12 protein-coding genes are annotated in these 15944 nt (G+C 66.1%); 4 read left to right on the top strand and 8 right to left on the bottom strand.

Annotation, left to right across the window (positions count from 1 at the left end):
- Positions 1 to 6 precede the first annotated feature (6 nt).
- Positions 7 to 1431, top strand: a complete 1425-nt coding sequence (locus AXZ77_RS10675; protein WP_098411137.1) for a GTPase — start codon at positions 7 to 9, stop codon at positions 1429 to 1431.
- A 232-nt stretch (positions 1432 to 1663) separates the two neighbouring features.
- The gene (locus tag AXZ77_RS10670) at positions 1664 to 3184 is read left to right on the top strand and encodes a bifunctional UDP-sugar hydrolase/5'-nucleotidase (protein ID WP_176536014.1); all 1521 of its coding nucleotides are present in this window, start codon (positions 1664 to 1666) and stop codon (positions 3182 to 3184) included.
- 468 nt (positions 3185 to 3652) lie between these two features.
- Here AXZ77_RS10670 and AXZ77_RS10665 read toward each other — a convergent pair whose 3' ends face one another.
- Entirely contained in the window at positions 3653 to 4120 is a 468-nt protein-coding gene (locus AXZ77_RS10665) for an Lrp/AsnC family transcriptional regulator (protein WP_098411135.1), read from the bottom strand.
- Between the two features lie 113 nt (positions 4121 to 4233).
- Between AXZ77_RS10665 and putA the strand changes: the two genes are divergently transcribed.
- Complete coding sequence (gene putA, locus AXZ77_RS10660) at positions 4234 to 7653, top strand: bifunctional proline dehydrogenase/L-glutamate gamma-semialdehyde dehydrogenase PutA (protein ID WP_098411134.1); 3420 nt, start codon at positions 4234 to 4236, stop codon at positions 7651 to 7653.
- Positions 7654 to 7659: 6 nt separating this feature from the next.
- Here putA and modC read toward each other — a convergent pair whose 3' ends face one another.
- The 7 genes from modC to AXZ77_RS10625 all read right to left on the bottom strand — a co-directional run bounded on the left by modC (position 7660) and on the right by AXZ77_RS10625 (position 14934).
- Positions 7660 to 8736 carry a molybdenum ABC transporter ATP-binding protein gene (gene modC, locus AXZ77_RS10655; RefSeq protein WP_098412516.1) on the bottom strand — a complete coding sequence of 359 codons (1077 nt, stop codon included), beginning with the start codon at positions 8734 to 8736 and terminating at the stop codon, positions 7660 to 7662.
- On the bottom strand, positions 8736 to 9431 hold the full coding sequence (modB, locus tag AXZ77_RS10650) for a molybdate ABC transporter permease subunit (protein WP_098411133.1): 696 nt from the start codon (positions 9429 to 9431) through the stop codon (positions 8736 to 8738). Before modB ends, modC begins: the two co-directional genes overlap by 1 nt.
- Positions 9428 to 10177 (bottom strand): molybdate ABC transporter substrate-binding protein, encoded by a 750-nt coding sequence (gene modA, locus AXZ77_RS10645; protein ID WP_098411132.1) that lies wholly within the window; start codon positions 10175 to 10177, stop codon positions 9428 to 9430. The genes modB and modA overlap by 4 nt, the downstream gene beginning before the upstream one ends.
- 138 nt (positions 10178 to 10315) lie before the next feature.
- Positions 10316 to 11416 carry a c-type cytochrome gene (locus AXZ77_RS10640; RefSeq protein WP_098411131.1) on the bottom strand — a complete coding sequence of 367 codons (1101 nt, stop codon included), beginning with the start codon at positions 11414 to 11416 and terminating at the stop codon, positions 10316 to 10318.
- Complete coding sequence (locus tag AXZ77_RS10635) at positions 11413 to 12693, bottom strand: c-type cytochrome (protein WP_176536013.1); 1281 nt, start codon at positions 12691 to 12693, stop codon at positions 11413 to 11415. Before AXZ77_RS10635 ends, AXZ77_RS10640 begins: the two co-directional genes overlap by 4 nt.
- Positions 12694 to 12709: 16 nt before the next feature.
- On the bottom strand, positions 12710 to 13363 hold the full coding sequence (locus AXZ77_RS10630) for a cbb3-type cytochrome c oxidase subunit II (RefSeq protein WP_078540647.1): 654 nt from the start codon (positions 13361 to 13363) through the stop codon (positions 12710 to 12712).
- Positions 13360 to 14934, bottom strand: a complete 1575-nt coding sequence (locus tag AXZ77_RS10625) for a cbb3-type cytochrome c oxidase subunit I (protein WP_232621603.1) — start codon at positions 14932 to 14934, stop codon at positions 13360 to 13362. Before AXZ77_RS10625 ends, AXZ77_RS10630 begins: the two co-directional genes overlap by 4 nt.
- A gap of 637 nt (positions 14935 to 15571) precedes the next feature.
- On the opposite strand from AXZ77_RS10625, the gene AXZ77_RS10620 reads away from it, so the two are divergent.
- Complete coding sequence (locus AXZ77_RS10620; protein WP_255266471.1) at positions 15572 to 15907, top strand: YidH family protein; 336 nt, start codon at positions 15572 to 15574, stop codon at positions 15905 to 15907.
- Positions 15908 to 15944 lie beyond the last annotated feature (37 nt).

Below are 15944 nucleotides of genomic sequence, written 5' to 3'. Positions count from 1 at the left end.
GGGCCAATGATGTTCAAGCAAGAGATCAGCCGCGAGGACGCGCCGCCCGATCCGCATCGCGCGCCCCTGCGGGTGGCGATCTGCGGCGAGGTCAATTCCGGCAAGTCCACCGTGCTCAACGCGATTTTGCGCGCGCGCAGCATCGGCGACAATCTGGGCCGGACCGAGCGCCCTACGGTCGTCGCGCGGTACCGCGCGACGCCGGGCGTGGTGATGCGCGATGCGACGGGGCGCGAGATCGACGCGGCGGAGGTCGAAGAAGGCTGGGCCGTGCCCTCCGAGATTTACGTCTATTCCGCGCAGCCGCATCTGCAGGGGTTCGAATTCGTCGAAGTGCCGCTGAGCCGCCCCGAAGACGTGAACGAAGAGCAGATCGGCCTGATCGCGACCTGCGACGTGATGATCTGGGTGACGATCGCCTCGCAGGCATGGCGGCTGACCGAAAAGACGATGATCGAGCGGCTGGGGCCGGCGCGCCCGTCGGATTGCCTGCTCGCGATTTCGCGCGGCGACAAGCTGCGCAACGATACCGACCGGGCAAAGCTGAAAGCGCGGGTGCAGCGCGAGTCGGCGGCCTATTTCTCGCGGGTCGCCTTCCTGCACGGGGCGCGCGATCTCCTGCGCGAGGCCGAGACCTCGGATGAGGCCTTCCAGCGCAGCGGCGGTGCGGCGCTGATCGCGGCGCTCGGGGCGATGACGGGGCGCGCGGTGGTGGGGCTCGACTCGCTCGATCCCGAGACCGAGGCGGATCTGGCGATCGGCACCCATGACGCGCCTTCGCCGCTGCTCTCCGAACATGGGGGCGCGGTCCTGCCGTTCCGCGCGCGCAGCGTCCGCAAGCGCGCGTCGCAACCTGCAAATTCCGGCGCGCCCGTCGCGCCCCCCGGGGCCGAGCCCGAGTTTCGGCCCGACCCGCGGCCTGTCGACCGCACGCCTGAAGTGTCGCCGCGACGGGTCACGCGTTCGTCCAAGCCGGGCCGCGACGCGGAGCGTGAGCCTGTTCGCGAGCCGGGGCCGAATGTCACCGGGTCCGAAATGCCCGAAACCGAAGCCGAGATCGAGACCAAGCAGGAGAGCGCGCTGCTTCTGGCAACGACGCGGCTCAGGCTGGGCATCGAGCTGCCCGAAGGGCTGCAGCTTGCCGGGCGGATCGGCCCGAGTGACCGGATCTTGCGGCCCGTCAAAGGATCGTCGGACGAGATCGTGGCCTGCGCCAAGGCGCTGGAGAATTTGATGGCCGGGTTCGCCGGAAATTACACCACCGTATTCGGCGGCCAGCTCGACTCGATCACGGAGGCGGGCGACGATGTGCGGATCATGTTCGCAAGCGCGCCCGAGACCGGCCTGACCTTCGCGCAATTCACGGTCGACCTGATCGACGAGGCAGAGGCGCATGCGTTGTTCGCCCGCATGGCGGGCACCTTGGTCTGACCGCGCTTGGTCTGACGGGGGCGGCAGGTCGCCTCCGCGATCTTCCGCCGCCCACTCTTCCGCCGCCCGCGAAGTGACGCGAAAACAGGCACCGCCCTTCACGAGAACGCAAGGTCATCCTTCTATCGGTTTGCGCCGTGGCGGAGTGCGGCTAATCTTCCTCCCACGCCCCAGCGCGCCGGTAACTGCGGCCGCTCGGGTTTATGAAAAGTTATTCCGCAGGGAGACCGAAATGTCCGATTTCAAGCGCCGTCTGGCTGCCCTCATGCTGGGCGCCGCCTCGACCGGGCTTCTGGCCGCCGGGCCTATTCAGGCCGAGACGGTGAAGCTCACGATCCTCGGGGTCGGCGATATTTACAATTTCGACGGCGATGGTGAGCGTGGCGGTTTCGCGCGGCTCAACGCGGTCGCCAAGAAAGAGCGCGCGGACAATCCCAACACGCTCTATGTCTTCGATGGCGACATGCTCTCGCCCTCGCTTCTGTCGGGGATCGACGAAGGTCAGAACACGATCGACCTGACCAATATCGTGCCCTTCGACATCGCGGTGCCGGGCAACCATGAGTTCGATTTCGGGCCGGAGAATTTCGAGAAGAAGATGGAAGGCTCGAAATATCCGTGGGCCGCGATCAACATCACCCAGGCCGATGGCTCGCCCATTCAGGGCTTGGGCGGCGTGATGATGAAGGAGATCGCAGGGCTCAAGGTCGCGCTGGTGCCGGTGGCCCAGGACACCACGCCCGAAGTCGCCAATTCGGGCGATCTGAAATTCCAGCCCACCGTCGACACGGCAATCGCGGCCGCCAAGAAGGCCCGCGAGGACGGCGCTGATCTGGTGATCGGCGTCGTGCAGACCGACCAGTCGAACGACCGCAAGCTGATCGCGAGCCAGGATTTCGACGTGATCATGTCGGGCGACGACCACCTCAACGCGATGTTCTATGACGGGATCACGGCTTACGTGGAGACCTCGATCGACGCGCGTTATCTGCAGCCGCTCGATCTGACCGTCGACATCTCCGAGAAGGACGGCAAGCGCAAGATCAGCTGGACCCCGAATTTCCGCTGGATCGACACCGCGAATGTCACGCCGGACCCGGAATCGATGAAGCTGGTCAACGGGTTCAAGAAGCAGCTCGACGACAATCTCGGCCAGCAGATCGGTACGTCGGAGACCGAGATGGACTCGCGGCGCAATGTCGTGCGCTCGCAGGAGAGCACGATGGGCGATCTGATCGCCGATGCGCTGCGCGATGCGACCAAGGCGGACGTCACGCTGATCAATGGCGGCGGCATCCGGGGCGACACGACCTATGATGCGGGCCACAAGATCACCCGCAAGGACGTGCTGACCGAGCTGCCCTTCGGCAACAAGACGGTGGTGACCGAGATCCCCGGCTCGCAGATCGTGAGCGCGCTGGAGAACGGCTTCAGCCAGGTCGAGAAGGGGGCCGGCCGCTTCCCGCAAGTCTCGGGCATGAGCGTGGTCTATGATCCGAGCGCGCCTGCGGGCTCGCGCGTGGTCTCGGTCGAGGTGGGCGGTCAGCCGCTCGACATCAACAAGGTCTACAAGGTCGCGACCAACGATTACATGCTGGGCGGCGGCGACGGCTATACCGCGCTTGGCGGTGGCAAGATCATCGTGAACGCGGGCAACGGCAACCTGATGGCCAATGACGTGATGACCTATATCAAGGGCAAGGGCACGGTTGCGCCCAAGCTCGGCGGTCGGATCAAGAAACAGGGCGAGTGAGTTCGGCCTGATCGGATCGAGGGGCGGCGGGGCGACCTGCCGCCTTTTTTGTATTGCGCTGAGGGACGCGCCCGAGCCTCGGGCGGGCGCTTTGATGCGTGTGTGGCTGGGTGCTTTATCTCGGAAGCCCGAATGACGCGTGGGCCCGCGCTGACATCGCCAATGCGCCCTCCCGTGGGGAGGGGTGAGCCGGGAGAAAGCGGCCTTCCAGTGGAAGGACGCCCCGGCGAACGCCTGAGCATCGCGAAGGCCGGACGGGCGCGGCCCGGGGCTGGTCGCCCCGCGCCAAGTGGAGCCTCTGCCCGGAACAGCCGCGAAGCGGCCCGGGCAGCGCCCGTCCGCCCCCTCGGGCGGGCGCTTGGCGGACCTAAGCGCGCGGGTCGAGGTCATCCGGATTTGGCCGCGATAAAGTGCAGACCACATGCGAGGGACGCCCGCCCGGCGGTCGGGCGCGGCCCTGCGTTGCCCTCACTCCAGCGGCGGAGCACTCGCTTCCACAACGGTCTCCATCGCGACATAGCTCGACGACGAATGGACATGGGGCAGGGTGGACAGATCCTCCGACATGATCCGCCGGTAATCGGCCATGTCGCGGGCGCGGATCTTCACCAGATAATCGAAGCCGCCCGCGATCATGTAGCACTCTTCGACCTCGGGGATCGCGCGCACTGCGGCGTTGAACGCCTTCAGCGCCGTCTCGCGCGTATCGCTCAATTTCAGCTCGATATAGGTGACATGGGTCAGCCCCAGCTTGATCGGCGAGATCATCGCCCGGTAGCCCTTGATGAGCCCGGTTTCCTCCATCTGACGGATGCGCGCGGCCACCGGCGTCTTCGACAAGCCGACCCTGCGCGCTATCTCAGCCACGGGGAGGCGAGCATCGGCGATAAGCTCGTTGAGGATTCGCCTGTCGATCGCATCGATCTCTTCACTCATAGGCTGCGTAGTCTCCTAAAATAAGTCATAGAGACCATCGCTTAGCAAATCTTTGAGCCAATCGCCTAGAGGAAATCGAATAGCATCAGCCAATCAGATTTAGGGAGGATCGCATGGGCGACACGTTCGATCAGTTCACGACGCAGGCGAAATTCGCCGATGAAGCCGCAGTTCTCGAGCGCCTGAAGGGCCAAGCCGAACTGAGCGAGAGTGATCGCACGCAGATCTCTGCCCGCGCGGCGAAGCTTGTGCGCCGCATCCGGACCGAAGCCAAACCGACGCTGATGGAGCACTTCCTCGCGGAATACGGCCTGTCCACGCAGGAAGGCGTCGCTCTGATGTGTCTGGCCGAGGCGATGCTGCGCGTGCCCGATGCCGAGACCATCGACGCGCTGATCGAAGACAAGATCGCACCGTCCGACTGGGGCAAGCATATGGGCACGGCCTCGTCGTCGATGGTCAACGCCTCGACCTGGGCGCTGATGCTGACGGGCCGCGTGCTCGAAGACGAAAAGCCCGGCATGGCTGGCGTGCTGCGCGGGGCTGTGCGCCGTCTGGGCGAGCCGGTGATCCGCGCCGCCGTCAGCCGCGCGATGAAGGAGATGGGCCGCCAGTTCGTCCTCGGCGAGACCATCGAGAACGCGCTGAGCCGCGCCAAGAAGCTCGAAGATCGCGGCTATACCTACAGTTACGACATGCTGGGCGAGGCCGCCCGCACCGCGCGCGACGCCAAGCGCTACGCGAAGGATTATGCCGACGCCATCGCCGCTATCGCGAAGGTCTGCAAGGACCGTCCCGTGGCCGAAAATCCCGGCATCTCGGTAAAGCTCTCGGCGCTGCATCCGCGCTACGAGGTCGCCAAGGAAGAGCGCGCCATGGCCGAGATCGTGCCAGTGCTCAAGGATCTGGCGAAGGCCGCGAAGGCCGGGAATATGGGCCTCAATATCGACGCCGAAGAGCAGGACCGTCTGGTGATCTCACTCAAGATCATCAAGGAGGTTCTGTCGGACCCCGAGCTGGCCGGCTGGGACGGGTTCGGCGTGGTCGTGCAGGCTTACGGCAAGCGCGCGAGCCTCGTGATCGACTGGCTGGGCGCACTGGCCGAAAAGCTCGACCGCAAGATCATGGTGCGTCTGGTGAAGGGCGCCTATTGGGACACCGAGATGAAGCTGGCGCAGGTCGAAGGCCTGCCGGACTTCCCGCTGTTCACCACGAAGGCTGCGACCGATGTCAGCTACCTTGCCAATGCGCGCAAGCTGTTCAGCTATACCGACCGCATCTATCCGCAATTCGCCACCCATAACGCTCATTCGGTCGCGGCGATCCTCGAGATGGCCGAGGGCCGTCCCTACGAGTTCCAGCGCCTGCACGGCATGGGCGAGCGTCTGCACGAGATCGTCCACCGCGAAGAAGGCACCCGCTGCCGCATCTACGCCCCCGTCGGCGCGCATCGCGACCTGCTGGCCTATCTGGTGCGTCGCCTGCTGGAGAACGGCGCGAACTCTTCCTTCGTGCACCAGATCGTCGATGAGGACGTGGCGCCCGAGACCATCGCGGAAGACCCGTTCGTGCAGCTTGCGAATGCCGAGCGTTCGGCGATGCTCAAGCTCCCCTCGGAAGTGTTCGCCGAGTCCCGCGAGAATTCCATGGGTTTCGATCTGACCGATGAGGGCACGCTGGCGCGTATCGACGCCGCCCGCAATGTGGCGATCCCGGATGCGGGCCCGCTGGTGGCGGGCGAGGCGACGGGGCAGGCCGTGGCCGTCATCAACCCCTCGACGGGTGAAGAGGTGGCCCGCGTCACCGAGGCCGACGAGGCCTGTGTCGCGGCTGCCATCGACGCCGCGCGCCCCTGGCAGGCCCCGGTCTTCGAGCGCGCCGCCGTTCTGCGCCGCGTGGCGGAGCTTTACGAGGAAAACTTCGGGCCCTTCTTCGCCGTGCTCGCGAAAGAGGCGGGCAAGAGCCAGCTCGACGCCGTGGGCGAATTGCGCGAGGCGGTCGACTTCCTGCATTACTACTCGGCGCAGGCCGAAGAGAGCGACCCGACCGCACGCGGCATCTTCGCGGCGATCAGCCCGTGGAACTTCCCGCTGGCGATCTTCACCGGGCAGATCTCGGCCGCGCTGGCTGCGGGCAATGGCGTGATCGCGAAACCGGCCGAGCAGACGCCGCTCGTCGCCGCCATCGCTGTGCGCCTGATGCATGAGGCGGGCGTGCCGCGCGACGTGCTGCAACTGCTGCCGGGGCGGGGCGAGACGGTGGGCGCGGCCCTGTCGTCCAACCCGAAGATCGCGGGCATCGCCTTCACCGGCTCGACGGAGACGGCGAAGATGATCCGCCGGTCGATGGCCGACAATCTCGACCCGACCGCGCCGCTGATCGCGGAGACCGGTGGTCTGAACGCGATGATCGTGGACTCGACCGCGCTGCCCGAACAGGCGACGCGCGACATCATCGCCTCGGCTTTCCAGTCGGCGGGTCAACGCTGCTCGGCGCTGCGCTGCCTCTATGTGCAGGAAGACGTGGCCGAGGGGCTGATCTCGATGATCAAGGGCGCGATGGACGAGCTGTCGCTGGGAGATCCGTGGTATCTGTCGACCGATGTCGGCCCGGTGATCGATGACGAGGCGCAGGCCGATATCGCCGCCTATATCGCGACTGCCGAGAAAGAGGGCCGCGTGCTGCACAAGCTCGACGCGCCGTCCAAGGGGCATTTCATCGCGCCGACGCTGGTGAAAGTCTCCGGCGTCGAGGCGCTGGAGCGTGAGGTCTTCGGCCCGGTTCTGCATATCGCGACCTATCGCGCCGAGGATATCGAGAAGGTCTTCGCCGCGATCAACGCCACCGGCTACGGGCTGACGGCGGGCTTGCACAGCCGGATCGACAACCGCGTGCAGGAGGTCTCGGACGCGCTGCATGTCGGTAATCTCTACGTCAACCGCAACCAGATCGGCGCGGTCGTGGGCTCGCAGCCCTTCGGCGGCGAGGGGCTGTCGGGCACGGGGCCGAAAGCGGGCGGTCCGCTGTATCTCACGCGCTTCGCGATGGCGCCCGAGGCGTCGTCGAAGAATGGCGAATGGGGCCACAAGGCCGATCTCGATGCGCTGCGCAAGAAGCTTGCGAAAGCGGCGGCGAAGGCCGAGGCGAGCGAGCCGCTCGAAGCGCTCGAGCTGCCGGGGCCGACGGGCGAGGCGAACACGCTGCGCCGCTATCCGCGCGGACCGATCCTGTGCCTCGGCCCGGGCGAGGCTGCGCAGGTCGCGCAGATCAAGGCGGTCGAGAAGCTGGGCGGCGTGGCCGTCGGGGCCGATGGCAAGATCGCCCCGGAAGTGCTTGAAACGCTTGAGGATATCGCGGGCGTAATCTGGTGGGGCCACGATACCCGCGCCCTCGTGAAAGCACTGGCGAAGCGCGAAGGGCCGATCCTGACGCTGACCACCGGCGCGGTGCAGAAGGCCGATGTCCTCCACGAGCGGCATCTGTGCGTCGACACCACCGCGGCGGGCGGTAACGCGGCGCTGCTGGCGGGGTAAACCCCGCTAGCCCACATCTTCGGAGGCCACCGACATCGCCTTGATGATCGCGTGGCAGGCCATCCCCTCGGTCAGGCGAAGTGCCTCGACCGAGCGGGTGGTGAGCCGGGCCAGCAGGTGTTCGTCGCCCATCTTCAGGCGGACATAGACGCTGGGCGGATCCGCGGGGCGCAGCTCCGCGACCGTCACGGGCAGGATGTTGAGCGCGGACAGCCCCTCGGGGCGACCCACCGCCAGTGTCACGTCGCCCGCATGGATGCGCAGCCGCAGCGACTGGCCGGGCTGGCCTGCCGGATAGGGCAGCAGCACCGGCCCGCCAGCGGTCTCGATCCGGGCCAGCCCATCGGCCTCCTGCGACTGAACGCGACCCGAGATCACCGCGCCCGCTTCGCGCTGCCCGAGGGCGGGGGCGAGCGTCGGGTCGGACAGGATTTCGCGCGCCGGGCCGAAGCCGCGCAGGCGTCCGGTCTCGATCAGCGCGATCGAGGTCGCAAGCCGCGCGACCTCGGCGGGGGCGTGGCTGACATAGAGGATGGGCAGTTTAACTTCGTCGCGTAACCGCTCGATATATTGAAGAATTTCCGCCTTCCGTGCGGCATCCAGCGCGGCCAGCGGCTCGTCCATCAGCAGCATGCGCGGGTTCGACAGGATCGCGCGTCCCAAGGCGACGCGGCTTTTTTCACCCCCCGAGAGCGCGGCGGGACGACGCTCCAGCAGCGCGCCGAGGCCGAGCATCTCGATGATCCGGTCGAACTCCGGCGCGGTCTTGGTTTTGTTGAAGCGCTGACCGTAAAGCAGGTTCGATTTGACGCTCAGATGGGGGAACAGCCGCGCGTCCTGAAAAACATACCCGATGCGCCGCTTATGGGGCGGCAGGCAGATCCCGGCCTCGGTCTCGAGCAGCACCTCGCCATTCACCACGATCCGCCCCCGGTCGGGACGCAACAACCCCGCGACTGCGTTCACCACCGTCGTCTTGCCCGCGCCGGAGGGGCCAAACAGCGCGGTGACGCCTTCGGGCGCGGTGAAATCGACGTCCAGATCGAGCGCGGGCAGGCGATGGCTGAGCGAGATTTCCAGCATCAGGTCTGCCCCGCGATCCGCGCCGCGATTCGTCGCGCCAGCCATTCCGAGACCAACAGCGCGCCAAGCGCCAGCGTGACCGAGATCACCACCAGCCGCGCGGCATCCGCCTCGCCGCCGGGCACCTGCAATTGCGAATAGATCGCGAGCGGCAGGGTCTGGGTCTGGCCGGGAATGTTCGACACGAAGGTGATCGTCGCGCCGAATTCGCCCATCGCCTTGGCGAAGGCGGTGATGCTTCCGGCAAGGATGCCGGGAAGGATCAAGGGCAGGGTGATCGTTGCGAAACTGGCGATGCGCGATGCCCCGAGGGTGGAGGCCGCCTGTTCCAGCTTCGGGTCCACCGCCTCGATCGCGAGCCGGATCGCGCGCACCATCAGCGGAAAGGCCATGATCCCGGCGGCCAGCGCCGCCCCGCGCCACGAAAAGGCGACCGTGATCCCGATCTTCGCCAGCGCCGCCCCGATCACCCCGTTCGGCGCGAAGCCGATCAGCAGCAGGTAGCCGGTGACGACAGGCGGCAGGATCAGCGGCAGATGCACCAGCCCGTTGACGAGGCTGCGCCCGGGAAAACGCCAACGCGCCAGCGCATAGGCCACGAACAGGCCCGGCGGCAGCGAGAGAGCCGTCGCCCAGCCCGCTACTTTCAGCGACAGGACAACCGCTTGCCAGTCAGAGGGCGACAGCCAGCTCATTTCAGCGTCTCGAAGCCTTGGTCGTGGAAGATTTTTGCCGCCGCGTCCGATTTCAGCTCGGCATAGAAGCTTTTGGCCGCGTCGCTCTCGGTGAGGCGGGCGGCGGGGTAGCGGATCGGCGGGTGGCTGTCCGCGGGGAAGGTCGCCACGACATGCACGCGCGGCTCGGCCACGGCGTCGGTCGCGTAGGTGATGCCGTAGGGGGCGGCGCCAAGGGCCACCATTGCCAGTGTCGCGCGCACGTTATCGGCCTGCGCGACTTCGGGTTCGACCTTGGCCCAGAGCCCGTAGTGCTCTAGCGCCGCCTTGCCGTATTGCCCCGCGGGCACCGCGCTCACCAGCGACATCGCGAGCTTGCCGCCATTCAAAAGCTTATCGAAATCCAGATCGGGGGAGATCGTCACCGGCGCGGCCTTCGGGTCATGGGCGATCAGCACGAGGTGGTTGGCCAGAAGGTCCTCTTGCGTCTCGATCCGGCCCGTCTTCGCGACCGTCTCCATCCAGCCCGGATTGGCGGAGATGTAGATGTCCGCAGGCGCCCCGGCGGCGATCTGACGGGCCAGCGCGCCCGAGCCCGCGTAGGAGATATGCGCCACATCGCCGGTCTTTTCCTCCCATGCTTTCGCTACCTGATCGAGCGCGGTCTTCATCGAGGCAGCGGCAAAGATCGTGACGTCCTCGGCGCGGGCGGGCAGCGCGAGGCTCGCCGGGATCAGCGCGAGGGCGAGGATGCGGGGCAGGGACATGAGGCCTCCTTCGATATGTTCCACCAGACATATTGCAGCGCAGGCCGCCAAAGGCAAGCGCGCGGAGGGGGGAGTGGGGCGCAAAAAAGGGCCGGCGCATCGCTGCGCCGGCCCGTTCGGGTCGTCTAAGGGAAAGGCTTAGCCGCCCGAGTTTTCGTTTTGCGCGGGCACGGAGGCCTGATCGCCGGACGGGTAGCCCGGACCCATCAGCTCACCATCGACTTCCTTGCCGTAGTAGCCCTGATGCTTGTGGTGCCATTTGTCGAAGGCGTCCTTCACCGTCACGTTGCCGATCTGGCGCGGGTCGTTCGGGCGCGGATGGCTGTCGACGAAGGCGGCCACGTCCCACGCTTCCTGCACGCTGAGCTTGTTCGGCTCCGACAGCGGCATGTTGTGCTTGATGAAGGCGGCGGCGGCATCGACCTTGTGCATGCCAGCCCCCCAGTTGAAGCTGTGCGGCCCCCAGAGCGGCGGGAAGACGACCTTGCCATTGATGTCCTTCTGGCCCTGACCGTCGGCGCCGTGGCAGACCGCGCAGTTCTCGGCGAAGACCTCTTCGCCGCGCTGGCGCGAGGGGTCTTGCGCGGGCTTGTCGATCTTGCCGAAGCCTGCGCCTTCCGGTTTCTCGCCCGTGGGCAGGCCCTTGGACATCCAGAAGAAATAGGCCTGCAGGTCGCGATAGACATCCGAGCCATAGGGCGGCGGGCCACCCGAGGGCGAGCCTTGTGCGTTCATCGAATAGGTGAAGCAGCCCTTGATGCGGTCCTCCATGGTGTTCACCATTTTGTTCTTGCCGCGATATTTCGGATAGACCGGGTAGGCGGCCCACATCGGCGCGGAATAGGCCTGACGGCCCGCGTCGAGGTGGCAGTTCGAACAGGACAGGTCGTTGCCCACGAAGTCATGCGCGTTGGTGCCGGTATCGTTGAAGATCGCCATGCCGCGGCGCACCGATTTGCCGAAGTCGTCATCGGGGATGGTGCTTTCCGCAGGCGGCTGGAACAGCGCGGCCTGCTTGCCGTCGCCGCCGCTTTGCGCAGCCGCGGTCTCGGCTTCGCTCTGGTCGCGGGTGGCGCCGGTCAGCCAGCTGGGTGCGAGGCCGAAATCGACGAGGAGCGAGCCCAGCACGACCAGCACGAGGCCGCCGCCCACTGCGAGGATCGCCCGCAGCACGGTTTGCCCGCGGGAGGATTTGGTCTCTCCGCGCGGAGGGATATCGGACGGGTGCTTGTTACTCATTGATCCACTCCTTCACGGACCGGGATGTTGCTTTCCATCGCGGCCAGTTCGGTTTTGTCCATCGCCGGCATCGGGGCGAGCGAGGCGAGGTAGTCGGCCACGGCGCGGCGATCCGCGTCGTTCAGGGCCTTGCCGATCCCCGCCATCAGGCCGAGCGGCGAGTTATGGCGCGCGCCGCCCGCCCACATCGCGAGCTGATGCGCGACATAGCTGGGCTGTTGGGCGACGATCCCGGGGAAGTTCGGCGCGACGCCGACGCCCGAGGGCCCGTGACAGGTGAAGCAGGCCGGAACGCCGATCGACCAATCGCCCTGTTTGGCGAGCTGCGCGCCGCGCTTGAGATCGCCCTGCAGCGACGGTTTCGCGCCCGACGGGCTGCTCATGCTCGCGTAGTAATTGGCGAGCTCGCCGATCTCGCGATCGCTGAGACCCTTGGCGACATAGGCCATCGAGTCGTTGAACCGGGTGCCTTTCTGGAAGTCATGCAGCTGCTTGGCCAGATAGGGCGCCGGAAGGCCCGCCAGACGCGGCACGGTCTCGATGCCTTCGCCCTTGTCGCCGTGACAGCTTGCGCAGGCCCAGACGGTGTCGGTGCCTTTGCCCACAAGCTGCGCGACGCGCTCGGAATCGGAGCCCTGATCGGCCGCTTCGGAGTTCGGCTGCGCGGGCAGGTCGTTGATCAGCCCGGCGAGCCCGGCCCCGCCATCGAACGGGTCCTTGTCACCGGCGACCTTGCGGATATCGGCCACCTCGGGGGCGCTGATCGTCTTGGCGTCGTCATTGAGCCCGGTCGCGACGTAGGATGCGATTTCGGAAATCTCGGTGTCGCTGAGAACCGAGCCGAAGGCGGGCATCTGGCCCTCATAGCCGTCGCCATTGACGTTGAGCTTGCCGCCGATGCCGCGCATCACGATATGGGTCACGGCTTTCGCGCCGCCCAGCTTCACGACATCCGAGCCGTGCAGCGGAGGGAAGGCGCCGGCCACGCCTTCGCCCGCATCGCCGTGGCAGGTGGCGCAATTGTCGGCAAACAGCGTCTTGCCCGCGTCCAGATCGGGTGCGGCGGCCTGCGCGAGTTTGGTGCTATCCTCCTTGGCCACCTCTTCTTGCGTCTTGTCGGCAACCTGAACGGCGGTGCTGGTCTGGACCAGCATGATCACCCCCCAGATCGCGAGGGCGATCGCGATCGAATAGACGGGCCACGGGATGCGGCGGGTTTCCTCGAACGGCTCGAAGGTTTCGTCGGGACGCCGGGGATCGGGTTTCTTATCGGTCATTGTTGTCTCCCTGGTCTCAGTTCGAGGCCGTGGTGGCATCGGTCGCGTCGCGTTGCTTTTCGGCGATCAGCGCGTAGCCGTTGTCGCGCAGACCGTCCTTCGGCGGGGCGTATTGGCGCTTCATGCCCTGCAGATAGGTCACGAGGTCGAGCGCATCCTGCTTGGCCACGATCACACCGGATTTCGGCGCGTATTGCGCGGGCAGCTTGACCACCACATCGTCGGGCCCGGCCTTGTCCTTATGCTCGAAGAGGTAGGGATAGGCGGGCATGATCGACCAGCTCGCGATGGCGCGGGGCTGGTAGAGGTGGGTCAGCTGCCAGGCCTGCGAGGGCAGGCGGTCGCCGATATCCATCAGGTCCGGCCCGGTGCGCATCGTGCCCAGCTGGTGGGGGTCGTCATAGGCATAATCGCCCGCGACCGAGGCGCGGCCCCAGCCACGTTCGGCATCGGGGGCCTGCGCCAGCGAGCGCGGCTGCTGCGAGTGGCAGTAAAGGCAGCCCATCGAGACATAGACGGCACGTCCGCGCGCCTCGGCCTCGGTGTAGGGTTTGAGCCCCTGCGACGGGCCTTGCGCGCTGATCTGCATGCCCGGCGCGATCACCAGGAACAGGGTCGCGAGCGCAAGGATCGCCAGCGCCGTGATTGCGAGAGGAAGATAGCGGTTCATTCTGCAGCCACCATGTTTTCGGTTTCGGTCTCACGGGTCTTCTTGGCGAAGCCGATCGCGATGAGGTTGATCGCCAGCAGCACGTGGCCCAGCGTCATCAGCCCGCCGCCGAGCGAACGGCCTTCGAGATAGGGCTTGAGCAGGATCACGCTGTCGGCGAAGGGCTTGGTCGCATCGAGCTGGGCGAGGCCCTGCAGGATGCCGCCGATGGTCAGCGAGAAGAAGTAGACGGCAAAGCCGATCACGTTCAGCCAGAAATGCCATGCGATCATGCGCGGGAAGGGCCAGTATTTGCCCGTCGCGCGCGGCACGATCTGGTAGATCGCGCCCATCAGCACCAGCGACACGAAGGCATAGGCGCCCAGATGCGCGTGCGCCACCGTGTAATGGGTGAAGTGGGTGATCGTGTTGACCGAGCGCAGCGCCTCGATCGATCCCTGGAACGAGGCCAGCGTGTACATCACCGCCCCGAAGGAGATGAAGCGCAGCGGCATCGACTCCTTGAGCGCCCAGAGGTTGCTCGCCACCGTGACGTGCTGGTTGATCGCCACCGCGATGACGGGAACGAACATCATCACCGAATGCACGACCGAAAGCGTCACCAGCCAGGTGGGGACGGGGCCGCCGATCAGGTGGTGGATGCCGACCTGGCTGTAGAACAGCGCCAGCGCCCAGAAGCCCACCAGCGACAGCGCGTAGGAATAGACCGGTTTGCCGATGATTTTCGGGATGAAGTAATAGGCCGTGCCCACGCCCAGCGGCGTCAGCCACAGGCCCAGCACGTTATGCGCATACCACCAGTTCATCGTGGCCTGCTCGACGCCGTGATGGACGCCGGGGATGTTGGCGACGATGAAGAGCACCGGGAACCACAGCACGCCCGCGAGGAAATACCAGCCCGAGACATAGATGTGATGGACGTTACGGTTCTTCGCGGTCGCGATCAGCGGGGCCACGAAGCACGCCGCGCCGGCGGCGAGGATGATGTCGATCTGCCACGGGATCTCGAGCCATTCGAGACCGTCGGTCCAGCCGTTCGCGATGGCCAGAACGCCCGCCGCGAGACCGATATTCCACAGCACGATGCCGAGTTTCAGCAGGCCCGTCATACGCAGGTTGGTGCGGAAGATGCGCGGGATGATCCAGCAGACCGCCGCCAGCCCGCCCTGGCTCGCCCAGCCATAGGCGACCGAGTTCAGGTGGACCGTGCGCATCCGCCCGAAGGTCATCTGCGCGGTCCCCGACATCAGGTCGGGCAGGTGGAGTTCGAGCGAGGCGGCCAGCCCGTGCAGCGAGCCGTAGATCAGCCAGAACACCGCCGCCGCGATGAGCCACATCACGACGCTGGAGGAATTCGCGTCGATGCCGCTGCGGGCGGTGTCGAAATGGTGGGGCTTGTCGGGATAGTCGATATCCGCGCCCTCGCCGGGCTCGAAAATGGTCCGCGCGTCATCGGCGTCTGGCGTGTGGACCTGCTTGTTCGCGATCGCCCAGATCAGGATCGTCAACGCGAGAAGCGAGATGACGAAGCTGAGCGCGAGCAGCAGGCCGAGCGTTTCGGTGATTTGCATAGGCTGGCTCCGGTGTCAGACTTGACCCGGGCCGAGCCGGTGCGACGCGTGGATGCTCGTCACTGTTCCATTCTCCCTTTAGCCCGGTTGGTCGGTTTGTTTTCACGTCTCTTTCACGAACAATGCACGGCGGAGTGACCGGTTCCCAAACATTCAGATATGTGCAGATGTCGGGCGCTCCGACCCCCGCTCAGGGACGATCACGACCATGTGGCGCGGGGCCTTATGTTCGCGAACGCTAAGGATGGTGCAGTCACGGGGGCGCGACCACCTCACCTCACGCGATGATGAATTTGGTTGAACGGACCCCGCATCGCGCCTTCCTGCGCGGAATGTTCGCGCACCGGGTAGGGCTTGTTTTTCTAGCGAAAATGGCACCGAGAGATGCTCGCGAGGCGCTCCCGGAGCGCTGATCGCGGCAACGAACGCGTGATCCGCGCCTCACGTTTGCCGTGAGACGGGTTGAAGCGTGGGCCAAAGTTCCAAGAGGGCCGGGCGGTGTGCCGATTTCAGAGCCGAGGACCCGAGCGGGGAACCGGGCGGGGCCTCAGCGCGATTCTGGTGCAGGAACGGCGCGGCGTACGGCCTCTCAGGCACGCCCGCGACGCGCCGCGACAGATGCGATGGAAAGGCAGGGGTGACAGTGGCCGCGAAGGAGAATTTCAAGGATCACGCCGCGAATGAACGGACCTTTCTGGCCTGGCTGCGCACGGCCATCGCGATCGTCGGCGTCGGGCTGACGGCCGCCAAGCTGACGCGGGCGGATATTCCCGGCTGGTCCGATCTCGCGATGGTGCTGAGCGGCGGGGTGGTGGTGATCCTCGCCTTCGTGCGGATGCGGATGCTGCGCGCCCTGATCGACGCCGAGGAACCGCCGGACGAAAAAGGCACCAACTGGCCCGATCTGCTGCTCTTCGCGCTGGTGATTGCGCTCATGGTTCTGCTCGGAATTTTCATCCTGCATGTCCGCTGACGCCCTTGCATCTTCGCCGCGGCACGGGCTTGATGCC

It is taken from the genome of Thioclava sp. ES.031, from assembly GCF_002563775.1.
Classification (GTDB): domain Bacteria; phylum Pseudomonadota; class Alphaproteobacteria; order Rhodobacterales; family Rhodobacteraceae; genus Thioclava.
The sequence above is the reverse complement of the archived record's forward strand: the minus strand, read 5'-3'. Positions and strand labels throughout refer to the sequence as shown.

Excerpts from the sequence above, each read along its gene's own strand:
- AXZ77_RS10675 (WP_098411137.1), top strand. The coding sequence starts at position 7 with ATGATGTTCAAGCAAGAGATCAGCCGCGAGGACGCGCCGCCCGATCCG.
- AXZ77_RS10670 (WP_176536014.1), top strand. The coding sequence starts at position 1,664 with ATGTCCGATTTCAAGCGCCGTCTGGCTGCCCTCATGCTGGGCGCCGCC.
- AXZ77_RS10665 (WP_098411135.1), bottom strand. The coding sequence starts at position 4,120 with ATGAGTGAAGAGATCGATGCGATCGACAGGCGAATCCTCAACGAGCTT.
- putA (WP_098411134.1), top strand. The coding sequence starts at position 4,234 with ATGGGCGACACGTTCGATCAGTTCACGACGCAGGCGAAATTCGCCGAT.
- modC (WP_098412516.1), bottom strand. The coding sequence starts at position 8,736 with ATGCTGGAAATCTCGCTCAGCCATCGCCTGCCCGCGCTCGATCTGGAC.
- modB (WP_098411133.1), bottom strand. The coding sequence starts at position 9,431 with ATGAGCTGGCTGTCGCCCTCTGACTGGCAAGCGGTTGTCCTGTCGCTG.
- modA (WP_098411132.1), bottom strand. The coding sequence starts at position 10,177 with ATGTCCCTGCCCCGCATCCTCGCCCTCGCGCTGATCCCGGCGAGCCTC.
- AXZ77_RS10640 (WP_098411131.1), bottom strand. The coding sequence starts at position 11,416 with ATGAGTAACAAGCACCCGTCCGATATCCCTCCGCGCGGAGAGACCAAA.
- AXZ77_RS10635 (WP_176536013.1), bottom strand. The coding sequence starts at position 12,693 with ATGACCGATAAGAAACCCGATCCCCGGCGTCCCGACGAAACCTTCGAG.
- AXZ77_RS10630 (WP_078540647.1), bottom strand. The coding sequence starts at position 13,363 with ATGAACCGCTATCTTCCTCTCGCAATCACGGCGCTGGCGATCCTTGCG.
- AXZ77_RS10625 (WP_232621603.1), bottom strand. The coding sequence starts at position 14,934 with ATGCAAATCACCGAAACGCTCGGCCTGCTGCTCGCGCTCAGCTTCGTC.